At 55.6% G+C, this 26626-nt stretch carries 24 protein-coding genes; 8 read left to right on the top strand and 16 right to left on the bottom strand.

What is annotated here, in order from left to right; translation table 11 throughout:
• The first annotated feature begins 3 nt into the window (after positions 1-3).
• The 5 genes from OEZ10_01020 (at position 4) to OEZ10_01000 (ending at position 4252) form a co-directional block, all read left to right on the top strand.
• Positions 4-1275, top strand: a complete 1272-nt coding sequence (locus tag OEZ10_01020) for a HAMP domain-containing histidine kinase (protein MDH5631554.1) — start codon at positions 4-6, stop codon at positions 1273-1275.
• A gap of 193 nt (positions 1276-1468) precedes the next feature.
• Complete coding sequence (locus OEZ10_01015) at positions 1469-2131, top strand: protein-L-isoaspartate O-methyltransferase (protein MDH5631553.1); 663 nt, start codon at positions 1469-1471, stop codon at positions 2129-2131.
• Positions 2132-2155: 24 nt separating this feature from the next.
• Positions 2156-2473 carry a rhodanese-like domain-containing protein gene (locus tag OEZ10_01010; protein MDH5631552.1) on the top strand — a complete coding sequence of 106 codons (318 nt, stop codon included), beginning with the start codon at positions 2156-2158 and terminating at the stop codon, positions 2471-2473.
• A 4-nt stretch (positions 2474-2477) separates the two neighbouring features.
• A complete protein-coding gene (locus OEZ10_01005; protein ID MDH5631551.1) occupies positions 2478-3830 on the top strand; it encodes a TolC family outer membrane protein in 1353 nt (450 codons plus the stop codon).
• Positions 3827-4252: a nuclear transport factor 2 family protein gene (locus OEZ10_01000; GenBank protein MDH5631550.1), complete on the top strand. Its 426-nt coding sequence runs from the start codon at positions 3827-3829 to the stop codon at positions 4250-4252. Before OEZ10_01005 ends, OEZ10_01000 begins: the two co-directional genes overlap by 4 nt.
• Here the strand turns inward: OEZ10_01000 and waaA are convergent.
• Positions 4242-5540: a lipid IV(A) 3-deoxy-D-manno-octulosonic acid transferase gene (gene waaA / locus OEZ10_00995; GenBank protein MDH5631549.1), complete on the bottom strand. Its 1299-nt coding sequence runs from the start codon at positions 5538-5540 to the stop codon at positions 4242-4244. The two genes, OEZ10_01000 and waaA, sit on opposite strands and share 11 nt — an antisense overlap.
• Positions 5541-5616: 76 nt before the next feature.
• Between waaA and OEZ10_00990 the strand changes: the two genes are divergently transcribed.
• Positions 5617-7119, top strand: a complete 1503-nt coding sequence (locus tag OEZ10_00990; GenBank protein MDH5631548.1) for a hypothetical protein — start codon at positions 5617-5619, stop codon at positions 7117-7119.
• A 13-nt stretch (positions 7120-7132) separates the two neighbouring features.
• On the opposite strand, the gene OEZ10_00985 is transcribed toward OEZ10_00990, so the two are convergent.
• The 15 genes from OEZ10_00985 to groES all read right to left on the bottom strand — a co-directional run bounded on the left by OEZ10_00985 (position 7133) and on the right by groES (position 23457).
• Positions 7133-7855, bottom strand: a complete 723-nt coding sequence (locus OEZ10_00985; GenBank protein ID MDH5631547.1) for a class I SAM-dependent methyltransferase — start codon at positions 7853-7855, stop codon at positions 7133-7135.
• Between the two features lie 27 nt (positions 7856-7882).
• Complete coding sequence (locus OEZ10_00980; protein ID MDH5631546.1) at positions 7883-8605, bottom strand: FkbM family methyltransferase; 723 nt, start codon at positions 8603-8605, stop codon at positions 7883-7885.
• Between the two features lie 5 nt (positions 8606-8610).
• Positions 8611-9603, bottom strand: coding sequence for a glycosyltransferase family 4 protein (locus OEZ10_00975; GenBank protein MDH5631545.1), 993 nt, complete (start codon positions 9601-9603; stop codon positions 8611-8613).
• Positions 9600-10070 (bottom strand): hypothetical protein, encoded by a 471-nt coding sequence (locus OEZ10_00970; GenBank protein MDH5631544.1) that lies wholly within the window; start codon positions 10068-10070, stop codon positions 9600-9602. Before OEZ10_00970 ends, OEZ10_00975 begins: the two co-directional genes overlap by 4 nt.
• A gap of 482 nt (positions 10071-10552) precedes the next feature.
• Positions 10553-11983, bottom strand: a complete 1431-nt coding sequence (locus OEZ10_00965; GenBank protein ID MDH5631543.1) for a hypothetical protein — start codon at positions 11981-11983, stop codon at positions 10553-10555.
• A gap of 287 nt (positions 11984-12270) precedes the next feature.
• Complete coding sequence (rfaP, locus tag OEZ10_00960) at positions 12271-13107, bottom strand: lipopolysaccharide core heptose(I) kinase RfaP (GenBank protein ID MDH5631542.1); 837 nt, start codon at positions 13105-13107, stop codon at positions 12271-12273.
• Positions 13104-14267: a glycosyltransferase family 4 protein gene (locus OEZ10_00955; protein ID MDH5631541.1), complete on the bottom strand. Its 1164-nt coding sequence runs from the start codon at positions 14265-14267 to the stop codon at positions 13104-13106. Before OEZ10_00955 ends, rfaP begins: the two co-directional genes overlap by 4 nt.
• Positions 14267-15307 (bottom strand): lipopolysaccharide heptosyltransferase I, encoded by a 1041-nt coding sequence (gene waaC, locus OEZ10_00950; GenBank protein ID MDH5631540.1) that lies wholly within the window; start codon positions 15305-15307, stop codon positions 14267-14269. Before waaC ends, OEZ10_00955 begins: the two co-directional genes overlap by 1 nt.
• Entirely contained in the window at positions 15307-16329 is a 1023-nt protein-coding gene (gene waaF / locus OEZ10_00945) for a lipopolysaccharide heptosyltransferase II (GenBank protein ID MDH5631539.1), read from the bottom strand. The genes waaC and waaF overlap by 1 nt, the downstream gene beginning before the upstream one ends.
• Positions 16330-16346: 17 nt before the next feature.
• Positions 16347-16547, bottom strand: coding sequence for a zinc-finger domain-containing protein (locus tag OEZ10_00940; GenBank protein MDH5631538.1), 201 nt, complete (start codon positions 16545-16547; stop codon positions 16347-16349).
• A 40-nt stretch (positions 16548-16587) separates the two neighbouring features.
• Positions 16588-17508, bottom strand: a complete 921-nt coding sequence (locus OEZ10_00935) for a branched-chain amino acid transaminase (GenBank protein ID MDH5631537.1) — start codon at positions 17506-17508, stop codon at positions 16588-16590.
• Positions 17509-17546: 38 nt separating this feature from the next.
• Positions 17547-20447 (bottom strand): bifunctional [glutamate--ammonia ligase]-adenylyl-L-tyrosine phosphorylase/[glutamate--ammonia-ligase] adenylyltransferase, encoded by a 2901-nt coding sequence (gene glnE / locus OEZ10_00930; GenBank protein MDH5631536.1) that lies wholly within the window; start codon positions 20445-20447, stop codon positions 17547-17549.
• A gap of 180 nt (positions 20448-20627) precedes the next feature.
• Positions 20628-21224, bottom strand: a complete 597-nt coding sequence (locus tag OEZ10_00925) for a hypothetical protein (protein MDH5631535.1) — start codon at positions 21222-21224, stop codon at positions 20628-20630.
• A gap of 251 nt (positions 21225-21475) precedes the next feature.
• On the bottom strand, positions 21476-23119 hold the full coding sequence (gene groL / locus OEZ10_00920) for a chaperonin GroEL (protein MDH5631534.1): 1644 nt from the start codon (positions 23117-23119) through the stop codon (positions 21476-21478).
• A 50-nt stretch (positions 23120-23169) separates the two neighbouring features.
• Positions 23170-23457, bottom strand: coding sequence for a co-chaperone GroES (gene groES / locus OEZ10_00915; GenBank protein MDH5631533.1), 288 nt, complete (start codon positions 23455-23457; stop codon positions 23170-23172).
• A gap of 847 nt (positions 23458-24304) precedes the next feature.
• On the opposite strand from groES, the gene OEZ10_00910 reads away from it, so the two are divergent.
• Complete coding sequence (locus OEZ10_00910; protein ID MDH5631532.1) at positions 24305-25681, top strand: MFS transporter; 1377 nt, start codon at positions 24305-24307, stop codon at positions 25679-25681.
• 137 nt (positions 25682-25818) lie between these two features.
• A complete protein-coding gene (locus tag OEZ10_00905; GenBank protein ID MDH5631531.1) occupies positions 25819-26607 on the top strand; it encodes a hypothetical protein in 789 nt (262 codons plus the stop codon).
• The last annotated feature ends 19 nt before the right edge of the window (positions 26608-26626 follow it).

Below are 26626 nucleotides of genomic sequence, written 5' to 3'. Positions count from 1 at the left end.
CATATGGATCCGAACCAGTACTATGCCCTCCTCTATGACATGGCATTGGCAACCAGCGGCGAAACCCGCACCTCGCCATTGCTTACCAAGGCACTCCAAAGACTGCTGTATCACACCGGTTTTCCCTGCGGTTACTACGTACGCCTGAATTTCTACAACATACCTGGCGACAGGTTCCACGAAATCGAACACGCCATTTGCGGCGCCCGTGAAACCCGCATCGACTACGAAGATATTGAGCTGACAGAGTCGGTTATTGCCAGGGGCTCGCAACTGTTTGAGGATGCCGACCAGATTCGCGCAATCATTGGTGACCGGGTCAAGGCCACGGCACTGTTAATCCTGCCGGTCAAGAACGATGGTGTGTTTCTTTTGCTCAGTACCAGCGACCACACGTTTGCAAAAATGCCCTACCGGGAACTGCTGACACCCATTCTCGACAATTTCAGCAAGAACCTGGCGCTTACCCGGGCCAATGAAACCAACATGCGCAACCTTGAGCAGGAAATCCTGGACCACAAGTCCACGCTCGATGCGCTGAAGATAGCCAAGGAAGAAGTTGAAACGGCCAGCAACGCCAAGTCTGACTTTTTGTCGCGCATGAGCCATGAACTGCGTACGCCACTCAATGCGATTATGGGTTTTGCCCAGTTGCTGGCTGTTGATGCCGACCAACTGAGTGATGTGCACGAAGATTACGTCAAGGAAATCAACGTTGCCAGCACGCACCTGCTCAACCTGATCAACGAAGTGCTGGATATGGCGCGCATCGAATCAGGCCGGCTTGAGCTCAATTTAAACACCATTCACTCGGAAGAAATTCTGGCCGAATGCCTGACGCTGATGCAACCGCTGGCCAACAAGGCTGTTATCGAACTGCATATGCACCTTAATGACAAGCCGGCACTTGTTTCCGATCGCTTGCGCATCAAGCAGGTACTGATCAACCTGATTTCCAATGCCATCAAGTACAACAAGGCCTACGGCCACGTCGATATTGATGTGCGCTCGGACGGCGAACACGTGGTGTTCTCGGTCAAGGACACCGGAACCGGGATCACCGACGAGGATCGTGAAAAGGTTTTCAGCCCGTTCGAGCGACTCAACGACCGCGATGGCGTCGAAGGTACCGGTATCGGCATGGCGCTGACGGCGCAACTGGTATCACTGCTTGGTGGTTCCATCGATTTTGAAAGCAAGAAGGATGTCGGTTCCAATTTTTGGGTTCGACTGCCCAAGCAGCCTGCCGACGCGCTGCAACAAGCCCATGCCTGACCCGGTCATTCCGGTTCGGACCGACCCTGCAACGCCAGTCGCCACACCATAAACAGGCCTTATCCACGCGAATTCAGATTTTGGGATGATCCCGCCGCGGTTTCTTGCCGATGCCGGCCAAAGATCGTAGTCTATCCAGCCTGCGAGCAGTCTAATGGCGACCCCTGCCATAATAATGAACCAGGAGAGCAGCATGACCCAGTCCAATACCGCCATCGCACGCCATAACATGGTTTCACAGCAAATTCGCACCTGGAACGTGCTGGATCACAAGGTGCTCAAAGTGTTCGCCGGATCGCCGCGCGAAGACTACGTGCCCGAAGCCTTCAAAAATTGCGCCTATTCCGATACTGCCATCCCCATGGGCAATGGCGAGTATGTGCTTACTCCGCAAATGGAAGGCAAGATGCTGCAGGCGCTGGATATCAAGGCGACAGACACGATCCTCGAAATTGGTACCGGTTCCGGTCATTTGACCTCACTGCTGGCGCAACTGGGCAAACACGTATACAGCGTTGAACTGGATGCTGACCTGGCAGCAGCCGCCGAAGCCCGCCTGAAAGCGCACGACATTACCAACGTCACTATTGAACAGGGTGACGGCGCCCGCGGCTGGGATTCACACCAGCCTTATGACGTGATTGTGCTGACCGGGTCATTGCCGGTTTTGCCGGAAAGCTTCAAGGAAACGCTCACCAAGGGTGGTCGCCTGTTTGCCGTAATCGGTGATGCGCCGGTGATGGAAGCGCGCCTGGTAACACGCATTAATGACGAACATTGGGGCAGCCTGGTATTGTTTGAAACCTCGCTGCCGCCACTGAAAAACGCCATCCCTTCCAGGCAGTTTCAGTTCTAGGACCTGGCCCGACAGCGGCGCATGATCAACCAGCTGACGGTCCAGGAGTTGAAACAACGCCTGGACCGCGACGATAAACCTCTGATTCTGGATGTCCGTGAACCCTGGGAATGTGACATCTGTCGATTACCCGACTCGGTACACATGCCTATGGGTTCAGTCATGAACCGCCTCACCGAGCTGGACCCGCAACGCGAAACCGTGGTGATATGTCACCATGGAATCAGGAGCCAACATATTGCGGTCATGCTGCAACGCGCCGGGTTTGAACACCTGCACAACCTGCGTGGTGGCATTGACGCCTGGGCACGGCAACTTGATCCGTACATGGAAACCTACTAGGTCAATGCTGGCCGGCGCCATGCTGGCCGCCGGCCTGGTGCTCAACCTGGCCGCAGTGGCCGCCGAACCCGTTCCCGGCACCGCCTGGGACCTGCGCACACTGTACCGCACCGCCATCACCCGTGACCCGGCCTACCTCGCCGCCAGTCAGCGAGCCGAGGCTGATGGCCAGGCATTGCCGCTGGCGCGCAGTGCGCTGTTGCCGCAAGTCAATGCCAGCGCCAACCGGCAACACCTGGAAGAAAGCCTGACCACCAACCCGGGCGGCACAACCGAAACTGTCGCCACCAACGAATCGCAGGCGGATTCGTACTCGCTTACCGTTGACCAAACACTGTTTGATGCCCGTGCCTTTGCCGGCTTGTCGCAGGCCGGCGCTATTCGGCGCCGGGCCGATGCACAACTGCTCGCCGCCCGGCAGGGCCTTATTCTTCGGGTTACCCGTATTTACTTTGACTTTCTGCGCTCGCGCGAGGAACTGGCGCTGACCCAGGCCGAGCAGGCGGCACTGAAGGAACAGGCAGCACTGGCACGGGCGCGGCTTGAGGTAGGTATGGCCGCGGTGACCGAAACCTATGAAGCCGAGGCCCGGCTGGCGCTGGTGGATGCGCGCGTGATTGAACGGCAGGTAGCGCTGGATCGAGCCCGTGATGACCTGCATATTCTCAGTGGCGAAACCATCGACGACGTAATTCCGTTGCGCGATGATTTTGTGATCCCGAATCCCGAGCCGGACAACATGAACAACTGGATTGAGCAGGCAATGCAGCACAATGCCGCGCTACTGGCAGGCGAAGCCGGGACCGATGCCGCCCGGCAGGAAATCAGTCGCCAGCGTGCCGGTCACTACCCGCGACTCAGTGTCAGTGGTGAGCGTTACCGGCGCAAGGCTGATGGCAGCCTGGCGCTGCCGGATACCGAAACCGATTACGAAGCCACCGAGTACAACCTGGAACTGAAGCTGCCCCTGTTCCAGGGTGGCAGCACCTTGATCCAGACACGCGAAGCCCGGTTACGCTACGAAGCCGAGCAGCAACAACAGGAACAGCTGAAGCGAGAACTGGTGCGCGACACCCGCGAAGCGTTTCAAAGCGTGGCCAGTGGCAAACGCAAGCTCGATGCACTGGCGCAGTCGGTCAAGGCGCATAACAGTGTCATCGACGCCAAGCTTGCCGGTTTTCGCGCCGGTATCAATACCAACCAGCATGTGCTTGATGCACAACGGGACCTGTTTGCCGCACGCCGCGATTACGCCAATGCACGCTATGATGTGATACAGGCACTGCTCAAGCTCAAGCAACTGGCAGGCTCGCTGAACGATAACGACCTGTACGAAATCGGGGACGCCATCCGATGAGCCGAATATTCAAAACTGTTGACGATGTTGAAGACGCGTTTTACCAGGCGTTTCAGGAAGGCGATATGGAAGCCATGTCAGAAGTCTGGTTTCGTCACGGTGAAATCAACTGCGTGCACCCGATGACACCTGAACTCGGTGACCTCAACAGTATCCTGATCAGCTGGGAAGAGATTTTTGACAATGCGCCGGAAATCGAAATTGAAATCGAGATCCGCAACCGGCTTGAGTATGGTGACATTGTTGTGTCAGTGGTGCATGAGTACCTGACCATACCTGAAGATGATCGCGAACACCCGCCGGTAATTGCTACCAACATCTATCATTATGCCAACGGCAGCTGGCACATGATCAGCCATCATGGCTCGGCAGTAGATCGACGCGTCAGCCAGAGCGAACCACGACCGGTGGTTATTCACTGATCCCGGTTTTTGCACCGGGATAAACCGATTCAATCAATCGCAGGCTGCTGGCCAGTGCGCCACGGTTGTTTTCAACAAGATCACGCGCGGCATTGGCCATGGCATTGCATGCTGCCGGATCAGCCAGCAGTCCATCAATAACATCAAATAGCTGGTCGGCATTGTCCACCTGCACGGTGGCGCCTTCGGCAACCGCGTCGCGGGTGATATCGCGAAAGTTGCTTACATGCGGACCGACCAACGTGGGCACGCCCAGGGCAGCGGCTTCGAGAATATTGTGTCCGCCAATTTCCGCCAGGCTGCCGCCAACAAATGCCAGCGTGCAGGCACCGTAAAACGCCTGCAGTTCACCCATGGTATCGCCGACAAGTATATCGACGTCAGCGGACAGCGGTTGTCCCTGCTGCCGGGTTCTGCGCATGACCTTGTATTTCTCCGACTGCGCCAGCCGGGTTACGGCGTCAAAACGCTCGGGATGTCGTGGCACCAATACCAGCAACAAGTTGCCATATTGCTGTTTCAGCCGACGGTATACCGTCAACAGTTGTTGTTCTTCACCATCATGGGTACTGGCGGCCAGCAGGATGGCACGGCGTGTACCCCATTGCTCATGGATATCACGGCTCTTGATTCGCACCTCGTCACTGACACTGAGATCGTACTTGATGCTGCCGGTAACATGCAGGCTGTCACTCCTGGCGCCCAGGGCCTGCAAGCGTTTCCGGTCTGTTGCGGTTTGCGCCATGATCAGTGCCGCATCGGAAAGTGCCAACCTCACCAGGGGCGCGAAACGCTGATAGCCCCCGAATGATTTGTCCGATATACGCACATTCATCATGCACAGCGCGATATTACGCGCACGACATTGCTGGAACAGGTTGGGCCAGATTTCCGTTTCCATGATGATGGCCAGCGATGGCTGCCAACGTCGCAGGAAACGACGAATCGCGCCGGGCAGGTCGTAGGGCATGTAACAATGATCGACCGTGTCACCATAGAGCAGCCGTACCTGGTCCGACCCGGTCGGTGTTGTCGTAGTCAACAGGATACGGTGGTCGGGATAGTGCTGTCGCAACGCCGCGACCAGGGGCTGGGTGGCACGGGTTTCGCCCACGGATACGGCGTGAATCCAGATCAGGGAGCCGGGTGTGTTCACGGCAGACCCAAGACCAAAACGCTCCGGCCATCGCCGCCAATAAGCCGGGTTACCCAGGCCACGCACAAGCAGGTGCACAATAAACAGGGGCGAAACCAGGTAAAACACGATGCTGTACAGTAAGCGTTGCATAAGCGGATTTTGAGCGAAATCGGCGGCCAATGATATACTGCCGCCACCTTAATCTGAAGCCGCGACCTAAAACCCCATGCAGGCAAACCCGGTTACCCCTGGCGACTTCCGCCGCATCCTGATACTGACGCTGATCATCGGCCTTGTGCTGCTGGCCTGGCAATCAGTGCGTGACACGGTGGTGAACAATGACGCCATTCGCTACCTGGAAATGGCCGACGCCATCATCAACGGCGACTGGCAATATGCCTTCAGCCTGTATTCGATGATGCTTTATTCAATGCTTATCGCCCTAGTGCAGGCGCTGCTGGCACCGGGCATTGTCGCCTCCGCCTACATCGTCAACGGCCTGTTGTTTGCTGTCTTTGCCTGGGCATTCCTGGTCACCATTTACCGCCTGGGCGCAGACCGGCAGATCATGACTATCGCCGCCGTGGTGTTGTTGCTGCACCCGGCATTGCTGAAATACAGCAGCATGATTATTCGTGACCACGGTTTTGTCGCGTTTTTCACGCTGGGCATGGGCAACCTGCTGGTGTATGCACTGCGCCGCGAACGGCGGTGGCTGTATTTTGCCATTGCCGGACTGTTTGTTTCCGGACTGTTTCGTTTTGAGGGCATGGTCTATGTCGCAGCCCTGCCGATACTGCTGCTGGCAGCCACCGGACCGTTATCCCGTCACTGGAAGCTGTTACTGACACTGGGCCTGGTGTTTGCAGCCGGCGGCCTGGTTGCCATGTATTTCTGGTATACCCGCGTTGTCCCGGAAAACACCAGCGGCCTCAAATTTTTCATGCAAAGCAGCACTTATTTTCTTTCCGCGTTGCGCCAAAAGGCGGACATGGTCAGCACCGGTGTACTGGTAAAGTACAACGCGGACGATGCCTGGCTGTTTATCCTGTCCGGCTTCCTTGCCATCCTGGTCAAGACTGTTATCAACCGGGTAACCATTATTTACGGCGCACTGTCGATCCACGGATTATTGAAGTTGCCGCCGTTCAATCAACCCGATGTACGACGCCTGTTCGTAATGATCGTCGGCCTCAACCTGTTAATCCTGTTTGGCAGCATGTTAACCACGCATCTTGTGGTTGGTCGCTATACGTTGTCAGTGGTGGTAATGCTGTTATTCCCGGCGGTGTATTCGCTGAATTACCTTGCCGACAACTTCCGGCTTGCCGGCAAAGGCATGAAAACCATTTCAGTTATTGTCGTACTGTTCATTACTGTATCGGCGTTGCAACAACTGTCCCACGGTGAGTCCAAACCGCATATTCGTGAAGCTGCTGACTGGATTGCCGGCAACATTGATCACAGTGCCGTTATTGCCAGCAACAGCACAACCCTGCTGTACCATGCCGGGCACAGTCATATGGCAAAAGACAGCCGGAACATTGCCATTGGACCCGGCTACAACAGCTGGAAAAAAATTCGGCAATCAGATTACTTCGCCATTGTCGGCAAGGCTGGTCGCAAGACGGATACAGGCAAGATCAATGCGGAAAGCGCCGGCGAACTGGTCAGGGAGTTTGCCGGCAAATCCGGCCAGGTGCTTTTATACAGGACCTTGCGCCGGTAACACCGTGGACAGATTACTTGATACGAAGCAGGCCTATGCCAATGGCACGACCGGTTTCCGGTGAACCGATAAACTCTTCGTATTCATAGTTATTCTTGATTTCATTCCAGAACTGATCCACCTTGATGCCGGATTCAGCCGGGCGCGGCAGGATATCATGAAACGCTACCAGGCCGCCCTTTCTTACCAGTGGCGCGTAAGTTTCAAAGTCCTGCTTTACGCCTTCATACGTGTGATCGCCATCAATAAACGCAAAGTCAATAACCGGCGCACTGAAACATGCCTTCACCTTGTCCAGTGTCTCCGGCAGGTGCGAATCTGTGCGCAGCAGGGTCAGTTTCTGGTTAGGACGAGGAAACGCCTGGTAAAACGGCACGCGTGCCAGGGGGTAAGCGCCGCCAAAATCGCCATCGGGAAGATCGACACTGGCCAGTTCTGCATCAGCGCTGGCCGCCTGCATCCACAGGTACAAGGTGCCGCCGCGGGCGGTACCGATTTCCAGCACCCGTTGCGGTTTCAGTTCGGCGACCCGGTCATACAATGATTCGATTTCAAACGGGTTTTGCCTTGGCTCGATACGGCGAAACAACCCCTTGCCACGAAACACAAATGGAATGGCAAAACGGGTCTTGGGCGAAATCAGCTTCTTTTCCATTTGTCGAATCTGGCGAATGGCTTCCTTTCGATGCAGTGGCGCCATCAACCTGTGGGAATACTGTTTCAGCTTTTTCAACATGATTACATCCTGATAGTGTACCGGTCGTTAATCAATCTGCCTGGTAAAGATCGCGTTGGCCCACATAATGCGGCCCTGGTCGTCAGTCCGTGGCTTGTAGATATTGTATATCTGGAACCCGTAGTCGCGCAGCACCCGGTCGATATCCGTGTACAGGCCACCTTCATCATAAAGCGAGTTAAAAAGGATTTCCGTATAAATGAGCTTTGTGCCGCGTGCGATAGTATCTGCCGCACCCTTCAGCGCATTGACTTCGCCGCCCTGGATATCGAACTTCATGAACTGGATTTCCGGGTTGCCAAGGTTCCTGGCCCATTCATCAATAGTAGTGACATCAACAATAATCGCCTGTTTTTCCCTGGCCTTGTCCGGATACATGTCATGCAACTTGGCTGATGGCCTGAACAGCGAGGTAATACCCGGTGACTCGGCTACATGCAACTCCAGCGATCCGGGCTTGTCCGACAACGCGTAATACTGCGGATGGAAGTTTTTGTCCTGCGCTGCTCGCGCTTCCAGGCGATCCCGGTACATGGGATTGGGCTCAAAGGCGTAGGCCTGGGCTTCGGGAAACAGGCGCATGAATCGGTCCGTTACCCTGCCATGACTGGCGCCGGCATCGAGTATGCCGGTCACGTTTTCGTGACGCAGCAGTCGGGCCACCGCCTGATACGGATCTTCAAACGATTGCAGGTTTCCGCCTCGACCCAGCATCGCGCTGTTCAACAAACGGGTGATGATATTTGCCAACCGGGTTACTCTCCGTACTCTCGACCGCTGACAGCTTTTAGCAGTTGCTGCTGCAAGACCGAGCGATCGTTATGTTGTTCAATATGTTGTCGACCGGATTCACCCAGCCTTTTTCGCAGGCCGGCATCTGTTATCAGTCGTTCCAGCGCATCCAGCCATTGAGATTCGGATTCTACAGCAATGCCGTTATCGCTGTTCACTATTTCGGCAGTGGCGCCGTAGACATTACCTGCGACCGGTACGCCGCAGGCCAGGTACTGAATAGCCTTGATGGGTGACTTGCCGCGTGCATGCTCATCATCTACCAGTGGCAACAGACCAACATCAAGACCACGGATGAATTCCGGCTCACCGCCATCGCGGTAGGGAACGTAGCGATGCGGTATCGACAATTTCGGCTTGTCACCGGAAAACACCGCTACTTCGACATTGCTATGTCGATCCAGTACCGCCTTCAACACCGGTTCCAGTCGCTCAATGTGCTTCAGGTTGACCGGCGCCCCGGCCCAGCCCAGTACGATTTTTTCTGACCGGCGCGATGTATCGGGGCTCCACAATGACAGGTCGACACCCATGGGCAATACCTGCACCCTGGCACGACTGTCGTCCTGGTACCTTCGCGCATAATTGGCAAGGTATTCACTGGACGTAGTAACAATATCGGCATGGCGCATCCAGTAAGCCATGCGCCGACGAACACGAAAACCGGTAATCAGTCCATAGGGCTTGCCAGGTCGCGTATAAATGGCGTCGTCGTAATCAAACACCAGGCGCCTCGCATGTGCGCGAAGCTGTTTTTGCAGCCCCATGCGCAACAGGCACTTCTGGTTAATGATGACATCGTAATCGCTGATGCGGTTGAGCATTTTGCCCAGCAACTTCCGATTAACGTAGTCAACGTGCACGCCTTGCGACTGCAACCATGGCTGGTACTGCACTACCCGAAACCGGGTACTGCCTTTCTCGAGATCGCGACTGTGAATCACCAGGATGTTCATAATTCCTTTGTAACCGGCACGTCTTCGATAATCAGGTATTGCAGGCCTGATCCGAAAAACATGCTCAGGCCAGCAGTCGGGCTGCACACCATTGGTGTACCACGATGGTTCAACGAGGTATTGACCATGACACCATTTCCGGTATGTTTTAGCCGCTCTTCGATCAGCTCGTAATACCGTGCTTTGGTATCGCGGGTGACGAATTTCACTCGCACCGCGCCATCTTCGTGCACGACCTCGACAATACGATCTTTCCACGCCGGGCTCACATCAAGAGCAAGGGTCATGCAAGACACCGGGTGATCCGTCCGGATGATATCAGCAGCAACACGGTTCGGCACACCCGGGCAAAACCGATGCCAGTGTTCACGGTGCTTGATTTGCGCGTTAACGCGATCCGCCATACCTCGATGGTTCGGGTTAGCCAGGATGCTGCGATTTCCCGGCGCGTGCGAACCAGGCTCCATACGCCCCCGGAACCAGGCCAGCGGGTTGCTGCAGCCAGCAGCTCCGCGCTTTTGACAGCAGCGTTTTCACTACCCTGCCACCTGGGCCCTGATTGGCGAGCTTCGCAGGCAGCACGACACTGTCCGGCAGTACAGCTCGGGCCCAGGTACACGTGTTCCATCTTGCTGACAGTGTCGCCTTCCTGCGTTGCTACACAGGATACGGCGCCCAGGACGGTGCCGACATAACCTGCGGCCGGCTTGACCCGGGCTACGTCCAGGCTGAACCGGGCTGGCGCCACCGGGAACCACCCCTTGGCATGCTTGTCGCGAACGAAACGTGCTTCTTCAGCGGCTACGACAGGTTCGCCGTCAGCAACTGTCGCTGCAGAGGGATCATGATTGCGCAAACCGGATAGACCAAGAGTGATCATTTTTGAAGCTCGTCGACGAAAAAACGGGGTTATGATAACCGAAATCCCGGGAAGCGGCTGCGGCCGGGCTTACAGGAACGGATGCAGTACCGGGCTTGCCTCCAGCAGCCGGTTAAACAACGATGACTCCGGCCGGTTTTGCCAATTTTGCCGAAACCGGGTCAGGTCACGTGAAAACCGCCGCCCGAACTCCGGGCTGCCGGGCAACCACTGCATTGGATCAAGGTCGATCAACACCGGCCGACCCCGCACCACCAGGAAATTGGTGGCTTTCAGGTCGCCGTGCACGATTTCCTGCTGCGCCAGCCGTTCCAGCAGGGCCACCAGGCGTTGCGCCAATTGCTGCTTGTCCTCCTCGCTGACGTCAGCGTCGGCAAAATAGTCCAGTGCGTGTGGCGCATCCAGCCAATCCATCACCAGCCAGGCTCGTCCACGCAACGGTCCGAATCGCGATTCGACCATAGCCAGGGGCTGCGCTGTATCAATGCCAACGCTCAGTAACTGGTGTGCATTGCGCCAGGACTGCGCTGCCCGGCTTGGGCGCAGGCACCGGCGCAACCGGTGCCACAGACTTTTCATGTTGTAGCGTTTGATCACCACCTGCCTGTCGGCAAGTGATGCCCGAATCACGGTCGCGCTGTTACCCCGCTTCAGGAATGACGCCGGGCCAGAAAACATCTCCTGGATACCGGCAAGTGCACGTTGCTGAGCTTCGGGCAGGTCCCGGGCGACCACCTCGAAACGGTTGAATGAGCGACTGGCCACATGGGCGCTGCTGGTTCGAAACAACTTGTCCAGGTAACGACGGTTACGGCGGTATTGCTCCTGCCTGACACGGTGCCGTAATGCTGCCAGGTCGGGCACCGGCAGTGCGCGCTGACCGAAATAACAGGTTATCAACTCATCCAGCCCGGGCTCATACACAGCCGGTATCAATGACAGGAACTCAACCAGGTTTGTCAACGCCAACGAAAAGGCTAGCGGCGCATCAGTTGAGACAATGTCGCCGGCATCCATGGTATAGACAATCCCTGCCTTGAACAGGAAGTTGCGCAAATGCATGTCCTGCTGGTACAGGCCGGCCGCGTGATGTTGTGCCAGCAGGGTCAGCAGTTGTTTGAGTCGTTGCACCCCCGCTTCCGGCGTTTCCGGCGCATCAACAGAAAGCGCTTCGCGCGCAGTCTGGCAGGGATCCAGCGAGGCATAAATCATGACCGGGTAACGCTCGCTGATCATGCCGGTATAAAGCAGTTCCGGTGCCGCGATTAGATGCTGTTTCAACAACGCGGCACCGGCACACTCACGATCAAACTCGCGTCGTGCCGTTGCGCTTTCATCAAACAACTTCGCATACACTTCACGATCTTGCCATTGCGCCCTGGCTACCAGCCTCCGTCCCGGCAATACACGACGGCTTTCATTCAACACAAGTATGCTGCCATCAGTCAATGCCAGCGATACCGGCATTGACAGGGAGAAGTCAATATTGATATTGGTCATTGTCATCACTGGTACTTTTTTGCAGCTGGTACGTGTTTTGAATAAAGACATTCATGTTGTAACCGGGATATACGCGCCCTCCTGGCGCCTGATAAATATTCCGGCAGTACCGTTGCCGATGGCGATACCCGGGCGTGACACGCCACCGCAACCACCTCTGCACCGACTCGTTTGTTCAAGCGATATGATGAATCCTGTGGGTCATCGTACTTGTCGGAGAATTCGAGATTCGGATTGAATCTTTCAACCACGTGTGTGTTGCTCCAGGTGAAAGTTCTTGCTTGGTGTCACTTCAGCCACGACGGCAATTCCGCGCGGCTATACTGCTTGCGCCGGGCAAACCCGCGAATTCGCGCGGTAACCTGCTGCCAGAATTTCCGGTGACTTCGACAAGCACTGCCAAAATCAGAAGATTCATACGCGCGAATGAAGCGGGCAATATCGGTGCGACTGAAAAGCGGTCGTCCACGCACATTGAAGGCGGAGTATATCAGCCCGGCCACATCCTTGACCGCCCAGCGCTCGGGCGTTTTGTGACGCTGCTGCATCCGGTGCAAGTCCATCAGGTACAGGCGCAGGTTGTCCTCGACCGGTTTTCCTTCGGAAAGATCAATACGGAAATGGCACAGGTAAAAATCGCGGTGATTCAGGCCATTGCCATGGAGAATTCGGGCAACCTTGGCCATGCGCGCAATAATGGCGCGCTTCAGGCGCACATCGGCGGGCCGGGCCAGGTCCAGGCCCGGGAGCCACTGCTCCAGGTCCTCGGTCTGCTCCAGGGCATCGGTAACCAGGAATGACTGAATTGCCGCCGGGTTGAACCCGGTTTCGCCATAGGCGGCGATGCGCATGGTCGCCACGCCCAGGCGCTCGAGGGCACGTATGGCCTGCCACTCACTGCGTGCACCCAGCACCGGCAACTTGAAGGTCACCAGGTTTTTCAGGATTTCACCCCAGCCAATGCCGTGGTGTGCCTTCATGTAGTAGTGTCGCCCGTTTCGATAAAAATGCGACGTACGCCGGTCAGCCACCACGTGCTTGACGGTCTCGCTGTCAATGGCCATAAACCCGGCCACCGTGGTTTCCGGAAAGTCCTGGCGCACTTCCTCACGCACAAATATCACACCGCGCCTCCGCGGCGTGACTGCGCATTGCGCCTGGCGCGATCGACAATGACGTCCGCGGCCCGCTCAATCAGGCTGTACAGGTCAGTGATATCGCAATAGGTTCGACCACCGTTACGCCATTGCGGCAACTTCTTCGATGTCAACATTTCCGCCAGCAGGCGGTTCAGGTTTTGTTGCTGGAACGGGTAAGGACAAATCAGGCCGGCATTGGCATTGCGTACATGAAAAGCAAAGCCACAATTATCGGTAGCAAGCACCGGCAGACCAAACAACATGGCTTCGATCAAAATGGTGCCGGTGTTCTCGCTGTAGGGCGGGTGCAATAACAAGTCGGCACTGGCATAAAACAGTGCCATATCGTCGCGCGCGCCGGTAAACACAACACGGTGTTCAATTCCCAGCTTTCTCGCCAGCTTCGCATAGGGCGCCTGCCTGTCACCACCAACTATCACCAGCTTGCTTTTTTCTCTTTGCGCTGTCGCCAGTGATGCAAACGCATGCAGCGCCCGATCCACGCCCTTGGTACGGAAACGTGAACCGACCAGCAGGATCATGTTGTCATTGGCTGCGATACCAAGATGATCACGTAACTCTTCGCGGGCATCGTGACTGATCAGCTCCAGCAGCAACTTGTTACGGTTGATGCCTGGCGGCAACAGGTGAAAACGCTCCGGCCTGGCCTTGTAGTAATCAATAAACTTCTTCTTTTCCTGGTGGGCTATCAACATGAACTCGGTATTGCCCGACGGATTGAATACTGCAGCTTCCTGGCGAATGAATGCGCGGTAACGAGGCAACAGTTTGTACCACCAACGCTTGTCTTCATTGACGCGGGCGGCATAACACGGGTCGCCGGCATAATAGACATCGAGTCCCGGAATCTTGGTAAAGCCGGCCACGCAATCAAAATGCTCAGCGGCAACGGCCTGTTTCAGTTTCGCGGCAAGTACGTCGTTTTTTCCGGTATTAGTGAAAGCGCGCGTATCCAGTTCATGGACAGTGACATATTCAGGTTTGTCACCAGTCCAGCTACCTGTAAAGATGTGGACGTCATGTCCACGCCGGGCGCACTCATGAGCAATACGCAACATACTGCGTTGCATGCCGCCATAGTCAAAATACATTGACACGGCAAAGGCCAGGCGATAACTGGACATCAGTTGCGCGACTCCATTTCTTCAAGTAATAACTGCCAGACCCGGTCAGGATCAAGCTCGGCAAAACATGGTGGCCAGGCGGCCTGCAGTGCCGGCTGTTTGCACTTGCGCTTCAGGCACGGCGCGCAGTGATACACGGATTCCAGGTGTCGTTGATGATTGCCGCGCGTACCGGTCAGGCCCGGGCGGGTTGGCCCGTATACCGTTACCGCCGGTACCGACAGCGCAGCAGTCATATGTCCAAGACCGGTATCGACAGCGGCGACACCATTGCTGCCGGCGATCAGTTGTGCCAACTGCACAAGGTTCATCGCATCACATACCGTTACCTTGTCACTTGTCCTGGCCAGCGCCCAGGCGCGATCATATTCAGAATCATTGCCCCAGGGCAGGTACACCCTGTAACCGGCAGCTGTTGCCAGTCGAATCAATGTCTGCCAGTAGGTTTCCGGCCACAACTTGGTCGTCCACGCGGTACCGTGCAGAAATACCAGGTAGGGCGCGGTTCCAGTAACAGCTTGTCCGGGCATAACACGCTGCCGGTCTATACCGTAATCCGGCCCAGTGGCCGGAACATTATAGTCAAGACAGGCAGCGAACAGCTGCCGTACCCGGTCAATGGCGTGCTGACCCCGGGCAATGACATGCTTTTCATCATACGCCCAGGCGGCCAGCGGTTCACGCGCGGCCTTTGCCGCCAACCCACAGCGCCGACCTTTAGCCAGGCGGGTCAGTACGGCACTTTTGATCAGTCCCTGGGCATCAATAATGCAATCATAGTCGTACTGGCGCAGCCTGTTTCTGAATGTGGTCCATTCACCGGACCGCCAGGTTTTCAGCGGGCTCCCGCGCCAACGACGCAACGCCACCGGTATGACCTCATGGATAGCCGGATGCCAGGCCGGTATTTCAGCCAGCGATTCTTCCACCAGCCAGTCAAAACGCAGCCCGGGCAACTGCCGACTGGCATCAGTTATCGCCGGCAAAGTATGAATAACATCACCAAGAGATGAGGTTTTGACCACAAGTACACGTTTCATCAGACCTGGCGCCTCTGCAAGGCACCGATGACCTGTTCCGGCGTAATCTCGGTCAAGCAACGCGTATGACCAAGAGGGCACTCGCGCCGGAAGCATGGACTGCAATCCAGGCCCAGCCTCAGGATACTGGCCTTCTCATTTAATGGTGGCGTAAACCCGGGATCAGATGAACCGTATATGGCCACCAGCGGCCGATCTGTTGCTGCGGCCACATGCATTAACCCGGAATCATTACTGACAACAGCAGTGCACATAGCCATAAGATCAATGGCTTCACCAAGACTGGTCTTGCCACCAAGATCCAGGCAGCCTTCGCCGGTTAGTTCGGCAATGGCGCGCGTGGCATCCACGTCCTTGCCGGAACCAAACAACCAGACCGCCCAGCCGCGGTCACGCATGCTGCGGGCAACACTGGCAAAGTGCTCCACCGGCCAGCGCTTGGCCGGGCCGTACTCTGCGCCCGGGCACAAACCCAGCACCGGCGAATCAGGACGGGCACTGCCCAGCGCTTGCAGGCGCGCCTCGGCTTCATCGACACCGGTAACAAGCCGTGGTAATGGCGTAATTTCCGGCAACTCCTCGCCGGGCTCAAGCGCCAGGTAATTGAATCGATCCACCGTGCGTGGCAAAGCATCCTTGTCGAGGCGCCGGGCATCGTTCAAAAGGCCCCAGCGCATTTCACCGATATATCCGGTACGAAGCGCAGCTTTTGCAGCGAAGGGGGTAATAGCGGACTTGAACGAACGCGGCAGGATAATGGCACGATTATAATGGCGGTCGCGCAACTGCCGACCCAGGTTCCAGCGCAAGCCCAGTTGCAACTGTCCATGACCCAAAGGCATTGCAATGGCTTCATTAACTTCCGGCATACGCGCCAGCAACGGTTTGGTCCAGGCCGGCGCCACCACGTCTATTGTTGCTTTCGGTTCGCGCATCTTGATTAACCTGAACATGGACTGGGCCATGACCATGTCACCGACCCATGCCGGACCCACAACCAGGATACGTGTGGAGTTGTTCACAATATCGCGAGAAATTCCTAATCAGTAGCTTGATCGGTCAGCACGTATTCTGCGCTGCAATAAGGGCAGCGCGCATGACCGGTTTCCTCAATAGGAAGAAACACCCTGGGGTGCGAGTTCCATGTGGACATGCCGGGCATCGGACAATGCAATGGCAGGTCATCGAGGGTGATTTCATATCGTACTTCAGAGTTGGCTTGTTTTGTTTCTGCTTGCATGCTCTGCCTCCCGCATACCGGTCATGTCAGACGAGGGATGTTAAATGTGTGCCAGCCACTCGGCATGTTCCTTGCGGCGACCATGCACCTGGTCAAAATACATGGTCTGCAACACCTCGGTTATGGCGCCACGACCACCATTGCCAATAATCTTGTTATCGTATTCGCGTATGGGCGTAACTTCGGCAGCAGAACCGGTGAAGAATGCTTCGTCAGCGGCATAGACTTCGTCGCGGGTAATGCGCTTTTCACGAACCTGGTAACCGGCTTCGGCGGCGAGCGTGATGATGGTGTCACGGGTGATGCCTTCCAGTGCCGAGGTCAGCTCGGGCGTGTAGATCACACCGTTACGAACGATAAAGATATTTTCACCGGAGCCTTCGGCAACAAAACCATCGACATCCAGCAACAGTGCTTCGTCGTAACCGTCACGCATGGCTTCCTGCAGTGCCAGCATGGAGTTGATGTAATGACCGTTGGCCTTGGCCTTGCACATGGTGATATTCACGTGATGGCGCGTGAACGATGAGGTGCGGATACGAATGCCTTTCTCCAGGCCATCAGCACCAAGATACGTTCCCCAACTCCAGGCAGCAATGATGACGTGCACGTTCAGGTTGTCGGCGCGCAGGCCCATACCTTCGGAACCATAAAATGCCATCGGCCGGATGTAGGCGGTTTCAAGCTTGTTTTCGCGCACGGCTGCGAGCGTGGCCTGGTTGATCTCGTCCTTGCTGTACGGAATCTTCATGCCCATGATATGGGCAGAACGGAACAACCGTTCCGTGTGTTCCTGCAAACGGAAAATCGCCGTACCCTTGTCGGTCTTGTAGGCGCGCTCACCTTCAAACACACCCATGCCATAATGCAGGGTATGGGTCAGTACGTGCGTCGTCGCATCGCGCCAGGGCACCATTTTACCGTCGTACCAGATCACGCCATCACGATCAGCCATGGACATGGATTATTACTCCTTACACAAAAAACCTGTGCAACAAGCTAGTCTGCTGTTGCCGAAAATAACGAATTCCAGACCGCTGCCACCCGCTCCGGATTGGCACCCAGTGATGCCACGTCCACATAGGGACCGGTTTGCATCAGCTTGAGCCGATACACGACCGAGAGATAATAGCTGTAGGCCTCACCCAGCAACCCGGTCTGCGAAGAATCCAGCAACCCGGCTGCAGCCAATGCCTCGAGGATGGCAATATTGTCTGTATGCTCAATCAGCGCCGGGTACGTTCGCGCCCAGCGCAATACCCAGTATTGCACCATAAATTCGATATCAACGATACCACCGCGGTCGTGCTTGACATCAAACAACCCGGGCTCGTGCGGTTTTTGTGAAGCCAGCATTTTGTTGCGCATGTCGGCCACTTCGGACGCCAGTTCATCCGGATCCCGCTGGCGACACAGGATCCGGCGCCGGATTTCGGCAAACTTCCCGGCGACGCCACGATCCCCTGCAACCGGCCGCGCCCGCACCAGCGCCTGGTGCTCCCAGGTCCAGGCCTTTTCCGCCTGGTAGCGCTCGAAAGCGACAAGGCCCGCAGCCAGCGGGCCGGACGAGCCCGATGGCCGAAGGCGCATATCCACCTCGTAAAGAATGCCACCGGTCATGCGCGTAGTCAGGATATGGATCAACCGCTGACCAACCCGGGCAAAAAAGGTTTCGTTGGCGACACAGCGTTCGCCGTCCGTTTCGGCCTGGCTGGCGCCATCACAGTCGTCATACAGAAACACAACGTCTACGTCAGAGCCGTAACCCAGCTCGACCGAACCCAGCTTGCCATATCCGATGACGGCAAACCCGGGTCGGCTGTTGTGATCCGGGTAACTGCATACCGGGCTTCCATGGCGCTGTTCAAGCGCCTGCAACGCCAGGGCCAACGAGTATTCGATCATGACTTCGGCAATAGACGTTAATTGCCGACCCACTTCCGTTGCCGGCAAACCAGGGCCAATATCCGCAGCCGCCACCTGTAATACGCGTCGATTGACATACTCCCGCAGGATTTCCATTTGCCGTTCCAGGTCATCACTGTCAGCAACGGATACCAGCCCGGCCAGCTCTGCCAGCATGGTGCCGCGCTGCCGGGGTTGAAACGCATCCATTGGCGTAATCAACTCATCAAGCAGCAACGGGCGTGATGCAATCCATTCACTGATCCAGGGGCTGGCGGCGCACAGCTTCACCAGTTGCGACAGCACCATGGGATTTTCAAACATCAGCGACAGGTAGGCGGAGCGCCTGCCAATGGATTCCAGCAACCGGATCAGGCGCGAGAAAGTCACTTCCGGATGTGGCGCCAATGCTGCGGCATTGAGCAGCAACGGCATCAGCCGATCAACACGCTTGCGCCCGGCAGCCGAAAACGCCTGGTAACTGTGGCCATTGCGAAAACCATTGACCATGTGAAGAACAGATTGCGGGTCCTCATGGAACCCCTGCTGCTCCAGCATCGCCATCGCCGGGGCCTCATCAAGCTTGTTCATCCATACCGCCGCCATGCCGTGACTGTCATCGGCAGATTCTTCTTCCTGGGGGGCAGTGAATACCTGGGAGAAGTGTCCGTGGACGCGACGCCGGTGCAGGTTCAGTTGTTTCAGGTAGTCTTCATAACTGTCGAATCCCATGGCATAGGCCAGGCGATGCTGCCCGGCTTCATCATCGGGAAGGCTGTGGGTCTGCTTGTCCTGGTACATTTGCAGACGATGTTCGCTGTTGCGCAGAAACACGTAGGCCTGCTGCAGTTCTTCGACAGCATTGGGTATCAATACGTTGTCGGTACCAAGACGCTGCAAGACCGGCAGAAGTCTCCGTTGCTGCAACATCGGTTCACGCCCTCCGCGAATCAGCTGGAACGCCTGGGCGATGAACTCGATTTCACGAATACCACCGGCACCCAGCTTGATGCTGTTTTCAAGATTACGGCGCTTGAGCTCGGCATTGATATCAGCTTTAAGCGAGCGAATCGCCTCCAGCGCACCGTAATCCAGGTAGCGCCGATAAACAAAAGGCTTGAGTATCGCCAGCAATTCTTCACCGGCGGTGTTGTTCAGGCATGAACGCGCCTTGATCATTGCATAGCGCTCCCACTCACGACCGTGGGACTGGTAGTAATTCTCGGCTGCATCAAAAGAGATTGCCAATGGACCTGACTTGCCATTCGGCCGCAGGCGCATGTCTACACGGAAAACAAAGCCGTCTGCCGTGGCGTCGTCCAGCAACTGGATCAATCGCTGTCCAAGACGGACAAAATATTCATGATTGCTCAGTTGTCTTTGCGAATCATTGGTCGGTTCAGTTTCACCGTCATCGCTATAGCAGAAAATCAGGTCGATATCCGATGAGAAGTTCAGCTCGTCACCGCCAAGCTTGCCCATGGCCAGGACCACGAATTGCGCGGGTTCACCGGTCATCTGCTCACGAGGCTGACCATGCTTGCCCGTCAGTTCTGATTGCACCCATGTCGTTGCCGCGCTTATTAACCCGTCAGCCAGCGCCGATGTGGTGGTAATGACTTCCTGCAAATCGGTCCAGCCGGCCAGGTCACGCCAGGCAATGCGCAACATCTCGCGCTGCCGCCGGAGTCGTAACTCGCGCTTCAGCTCGGGCTCGGTGCCGTCAAAATTCGCGAGCCCGCTGAGGGACTGCCTGAACTCGTGGAGATCATACGGGCGATAAAGATCACCGCTTGTGTGCAGATCAACCAGCAGTTGCGGGATACGCAAACACAGGCGTGCGGCAAAATCGGAACAGGACCACACCCGTTCCAGCGATCCCTGCCAGTCACCCGGTTCGATTTCCAGACCATTATCGACCAGCTCCTGCCACTGCTGCACCAGGTCGGAAATATCGTCGGAAAACGGGTTCGATCGGGGTGGGCTTATAGGCATGCGCTATTCAACACGAGACCGGTACAGTAATGAATGCCTGATTGTACCCGCAGCGCGGTGCAAGACGAAACCGGAACACATTGATACCCGGAACACCGACCGGTTTCCGTGACCGGGCAATTTTCCACAAAAAAGCCGGGCTGAACTGCCCGGCTTTGTGGCTGGCCAGACCTGGCCGACTCAGAAGGCGACACCAAACGCGATTCCGCCGATAATATAGAGGCCCAGCTCGGGTTCAGCGTCATCGTAGTAGGCATTACCAAAGGCATCGTAATAAACGGACTCGTTACTAATGCCAAAGTAATTTCCCAGGTGTATCGAGGGATCCAGGTAGATTCGACGAGAACCCAACGGAATCTTCCAGCCAACGCCGACATTCAAATTGATGGACTCGGTCTCGCCGGATCCATAATAATAATTGAACGGCAAGTCGGACTCGTAGAACTCCCATTCGCTGTGCCAATAACCCAGGCCGGCACCAAAGTAGAAGCCCTTAAAGCCTTCTCCGGACGGATACAGTCGAAACAATACCTCGGCACCAGTACCTTCACCGGTTTCTTCGTAACTGGAATCCTCGTAGGTATAGTCCAGCGCGCCCAACCTGGCGCCAATAGCGATACGATCACCGAAAAGCTTTTCATACTCAACAACGCCAATGGTGCCCACGTCGTTTGCGAACACACCACCTCTAACGGTATTGGAAAGACCGGCTGCTGATACCTGGCCGGATAACAACATGAGTATTACCGTCATCACAGAAAACAGGAAGTTCTTCATGGCTCATATTCCTTTTCAGTTAATAATAAACAGATGACCAACCTTCAACATACTAACCTTTACTACATACTCGGATACAACGGATTGATCCAGATCACAGCTTTTTCAAATTTCACGGGCTTTATGAAGTGGTTCACACAACATGAAACACCACCAGACAGATTGACTACAAAAACCAGTCGCGAAAACCAAAAAACCCCGCCATTGCTGACGGGGTTCCTGGTACTGCAAATGTGCGTGACTGGTCGGGCTTACATCATGCCACCCATACCGCCCATGCCACCCATACCGCCCATGTCCGGAGCACCGCCCTTTTCCTGCGGAACCTCGGCAACCATGGCTTCGGTGGTAATCATCAGGCCGGCGATAGACGCTGCGTGCTGCAACGCTGAACGGGTTACCTTGGTAGGGTCCAGAATACCCATTGCCAGCATGTCGCCGTATTCGCCAGTAGCGGCATTGTAACCAAACGCGTCCTTGCCTTCAGCAACCTTCTGGAACACAACCGAAGGCTCACCCCCGGCATTGGCAACGATCTGGCGCAGCGGTTCCTGCATGGCGCGCATGGCGATCTGGATACCAACATCCTGGTCGTGGTTGTCACCCTTCAGCTCGCCAACATTGGACAGTGCGCGAACCAGGGCAGTACCACCACCCGGTACCACGCCTTCTTCAACAGCGGCACGGGTTGCATGCAACGCGTCTTCAACACGCGCTTTCTTTTCTTTCATTTCCACTTCAGTAGCGGCACCAACCTTGATAACAGCAACACCACCGGCCAGCTTGGCCACGCGTTCCTGCATCTTTTCGCGGTCGTAGTCTGAAGAAGATTCTTCGATCTGGGCGCGAATCTGCTTCACACGTCCGGCAATTTCATCTGCCTTGCCGGCGCCATCAATGATGGTGGTGTTTTCCTTTGTCACCTGGATGCGCTTGGCTTCGCCCAGCTGGTCCAGGGTCGCAGTTTCCAGGCTCATGCCCACTTCTTCGGAAATCACCTGGCCACCGGTCAAGATAGCGATATCCTGCAACATGGCCTTGCGACGGTCGCCAAAGCCCGGGGCCTTGACCGCGCAAACCTTCAGGATGCCGCGAATGTTGTTAACTACCAGTGTCGCCAGCGCTTCGCCTTCGATGTCCTCGGCGATAATCATCAGCGGACGGCTGGTCTTGGCGACGCCTTCCAGTACCGGCAACAGGTCGCGGATATTGGAAATCTTCTTGTCGTGAATCAGGATGAAAGGACTTTCCATGTCGGCTGACATGGTGTCCTGGTTGTTGACGAAGTACGGAGACAGGTAACCACGATCAAACTGCATGCCTTCTACAACGTCCAGCTCGTTTTCAAGACCGGAACCTTCTTCAACAGTAATAACACCTTCCTTGCCGACCTTTTCCATGGCTTCGGCAATAACATCACCGATGGAAGAGTCAGAGTTGGCGGAAATGGTGCCTACCTGGGCAATTTCCTTCTGGTCTGAACAGGGACGAGACAGTTTGGCCAGTTCAGCAACTGCAGAAGTAACCGCCTTGTCGATACCACGTTTCAGATCCATCGGGTTCATGCCGGCAGCTACAGACTTCAGACCTTCACGCAGGATCGCCTGGGCCAGAACTGTTGCCGTGGTGGTGCCGTCGCCGGCGACATCAGAAGTCTTGGAAGCCACTTCCTTGACCATCTGCGCACCCATGTTTTCGTACTTGTCTTCCAGCTCGATTTCCTTGGCGACAGAAACGCCGTCCTTGGTGACGGTCGGGGCGCCAAATGCCTTGTCCAGGACCACGTTACGGCCCTTGGGGCCCAGGGTGACTTTTACCGCGTTGGCCAGGACATTAACGCCTGCCATCATGCGGCTACGAGCGCTATCGCCAAATTTCACTTCTTTAGCAGCCATGATCAATCCTCTCTACTCTATATAAATGTATTCGGTACCAGGCGGGTGATTTATTCCACCACGCCCATGATGTCCTCTTCACGCATGACCAGCACTTCCTCGTTACCCAGTTTCACCTCGGTACCGGAGTACTTGCCAAACAGCACGGTGTCGCCAACCTTGACGTCCAGCGCGCGTACTTCGCCGTTTTCCAGAACCTTGCCGTTACCGACAGCAATGATTTCGCCCTGGATCGGCTTTTCCTTGGCCGCATCAGGAATCACGATTCCGCCAGCGCTCATTTTTTCATTCTCCAGACGACGCACTACGACGCGGTCGTGTAATGGACGAATTTTCATATTGGTCTCCTTAAAAAGTCCTGTAATTCGAGAAATCATGGTTTCCCGGGATCGGTCCCGAGAAAACCCGAAAATTGCCTGAAATTCTGCGGGAAGCTGGATTTAGCACTCTCCCCAAGGGAGTGCTAATCATAGTGAGCGGGCCGCTTATGTCAAGCGCCAGTCCCGCAGTGGCACCCGGACGCGTATCCAGACACCAGGTACTTCCCCTGACCCCCGCTAGATTGGGGCGGTTTGGGGGAATTCAAGCTGCCGAGGCGCAAATTTTTGCCGACCATCAGCGGTTTCCCGTCGGGAATATGGCCGATCCACTCCCGCCTGGCATCTTGCCTGCCGGGTAATGACACCCAGACGCGCATTATTCCGGCAGCGTGACAGCTGACTACTACCAGTTTGCATTCCTAATTAGTAATATAGTATCCGTACTCGTCCGCAAAACTATCTCCTGGCAAGCAGCAGCGACTTCAGCACTTTTGACCGCCTGACGAATGACGGACATGCCCGAAAACTTCAGGCAGGTGCGCAAGCGGCAACAAAAGACCCGATACCAGGGCGAGCCTGTCTCGAATTCAGGCGGTCTTCACTTATATTTTTGCTTGGTTATGGGCGGTCATAATGAATTGGCTCTTGCGGGCATGAAACCGGTCTTGATGCCGGGGAGCACCGACAAACCGGCAGACCTCGCCCAGTTTTCAGCCCGCGCCTTACAAGGCATTTACAGACAAGGGAATCAGTCAGTTGATGCCCGGAATTCTCGCCCGGTGCCGGGTAACAATTTATTGCTTAGCAGCAGAAAGACACTGGTGTAGCATTCGATGCATCCAGACAACAGCTGCAAGTCCACTACATGCGTTACTCCCCGGAACCGGAAACCGATCGCTCCCTGCGTCATTCTGTGCGTGATGGTGTTGCGCATTCAGTCATGCTCGGTGGTGGTGAAATCTACTTTTCAGCATTTGCCCTGTTTTTAAAGGCGACCACGGCACAAATAGGCCTGCTGGCATCGTTACCGCCACTGCTTGGATCATTCGCCCAGATTTTGTCGGCCTGGCTGGGACATCTCACCGGAAAGCGCAAGACAATAATTGTTGCCGGTGCGGGTCTGCAGGCGTTTATCTGGCTGCCGCTGGTTATTCTGCCATTGTACTTTACAGACCACGCGGCAACGCTGCTGATCGCGTTTGTAATCATCTACTACGCAGCGGCGGGCCTGGCAGCACCACAATGGGCAAGCTTGATGGGAGACCTGGTACCGGAACGCCGACGCGGCCGGTTCTTTGGCCGGCGCAACCTGCTGGCAAGTGCCACGTCTTTCGCCGCCCTGGTGCTCGCCGGCCTGGTACTGCATCACTTCGACGGCGACAAGCAGACCCTTATCGGGTTCCTGATTATTTTCACTGTCGCCATGCTGGCCCGATCGATTTCCGTTTATCACCTGACGCGCATGACGGACCCTGGCGGACACACCGCTGCCATGGAGATACCGGTGGAACGCTCCTTGTGGCAACGCATGTGGCATTCTCCGTTTGCCCGGTTCACAATGTTCTTTGCCCTGATGCAGGCGGCTGTTGCCGTGGCCTCGCCGTTTTTTACGCTGTACATGCTGCGCGACCTGAAATTCAGCTACCTGGAGTTTATGGCCAATACCGCCACATCAGTCATGTTACAGGTCATTACGCTGAACGCCTGGGGACGCATAAGCGATACGTTTGGCAACCGCGCCATACTGCGCATAACCGGGTTTACCATCCCACTGCTGCCGGCACTCTGGCTGCTCTCAACCAATTTCTGGTACTTGATGCTGGTACAGGTTCTTGGCGGGCTGATGTGGGCCGGATTCTCGTTAAGTGCCGGAAACTTCTTCTATGACCTGGTGCCTTCCGGAAAGCGCGCCACCTATCTCGCCGTTCATAATGTTATCGCCAGTATCGGCATCTTTGTTGGCGCATCCATCGGGGCCTGGCTTGGCACCACCCTGCCCACTTCCATGTCACTTGGGCAATGGCAGGGTGACTGGCACAGCCCGCTGCTGGGAGTGTTTCTCATTTCGGCACTGCTACGCCTGCTTGTTGCTTCGGTGTTTTTGCCACACCTGAAGGAAGTGCGCGAAGTCCGGCCACTGTCCACCAGCGGCCTGATGTTTCGAATTGCCCGTTACAACGCCTTATCAGGACTGGTTTTTGATGTAATGGGCAGGCGCCGGTCCTCGCAAAAACGTCAATAGCAGGGTTCCGTACACTGTAACGCCAGCGGTGCTTTTCTTCCCGTCCCCCCGAAAACGGTTACGCCCGAATACCGTTGAATGATAATGTATATATCTGTCACTCTTGCCCAGGATATTATGCCGAAAGGAGAATCAGCATGAAAAAGGCCATTCTTGTCTGCTCTGTCGGACTCTTTCTTAACGGTCTTTCGCCAATAACAACATCCGCCGAAGAAAACGCCCTGACCGTGGTCGTCGGCGGAGCCATAAACTACAAGAAACTGGAGTTCGCTATCGGCAACTCCACGTTCAACCCGAACCTGACGACATTCGATCTTTCACTTACCGGCGCGTACAAGGGAGTTTATGCGTCCATCAATTATGATGAATCCATCAAGGATGCCTATATATATGATTACAGTTCGTCCGGTCAGGACGATACGATCATGATCATGTCGAGACGCGACTCAGGCTTTACCCTGGGATACGCTTTCAGCAATTCGCTTTCCTTGTTTGGCGGCTATCTCGACGGCGCTACAGAAGTCTGGCGACCCGCCAACTACACTGCTATCGTCAACTCGGAACCCGATCGCTTCAACATCCGCGCCGAAATCAACATGAAAGGCCCTTTTGCCGGGATTGGTTATTCCCTGCCCGTTGGCGAGCGATCCAGCCTGTCAGCAAACATTGCCTATGCAGACATGGAAGGTGATTTCATTTTTGACGAAGGCGCCACCCAAGGCAAAATCAGCGGTGATACCACCGGCTTCAGTTACGGCATCAATCTCACCGGCCCGGTCGTGGAAAGCATGGTTTATCGTGTCGGGTTTAAGGTCAATCGTTACAAGTTCGAAGACACCGATTACGATGCCAGCACCGGTGGTGATGATTTCACCCACGACCAGAACTACACGATCTTTTATGTAGGTCTCAGTAACTATTTTTAGTTGTCATGTTCTCGTCATA

Source organism: Gammaproteobacteria bacterium (assembly GCA_029880545.1).
GTDB lineage: Bacteria > Pseudomonadota > Gammaproteobacteria > Acidiferrobacterales > SZUA-150 > JAOUOD01.
This window is presented reverse-complemented; position numbering and strand designations above follow the sequence as displayed.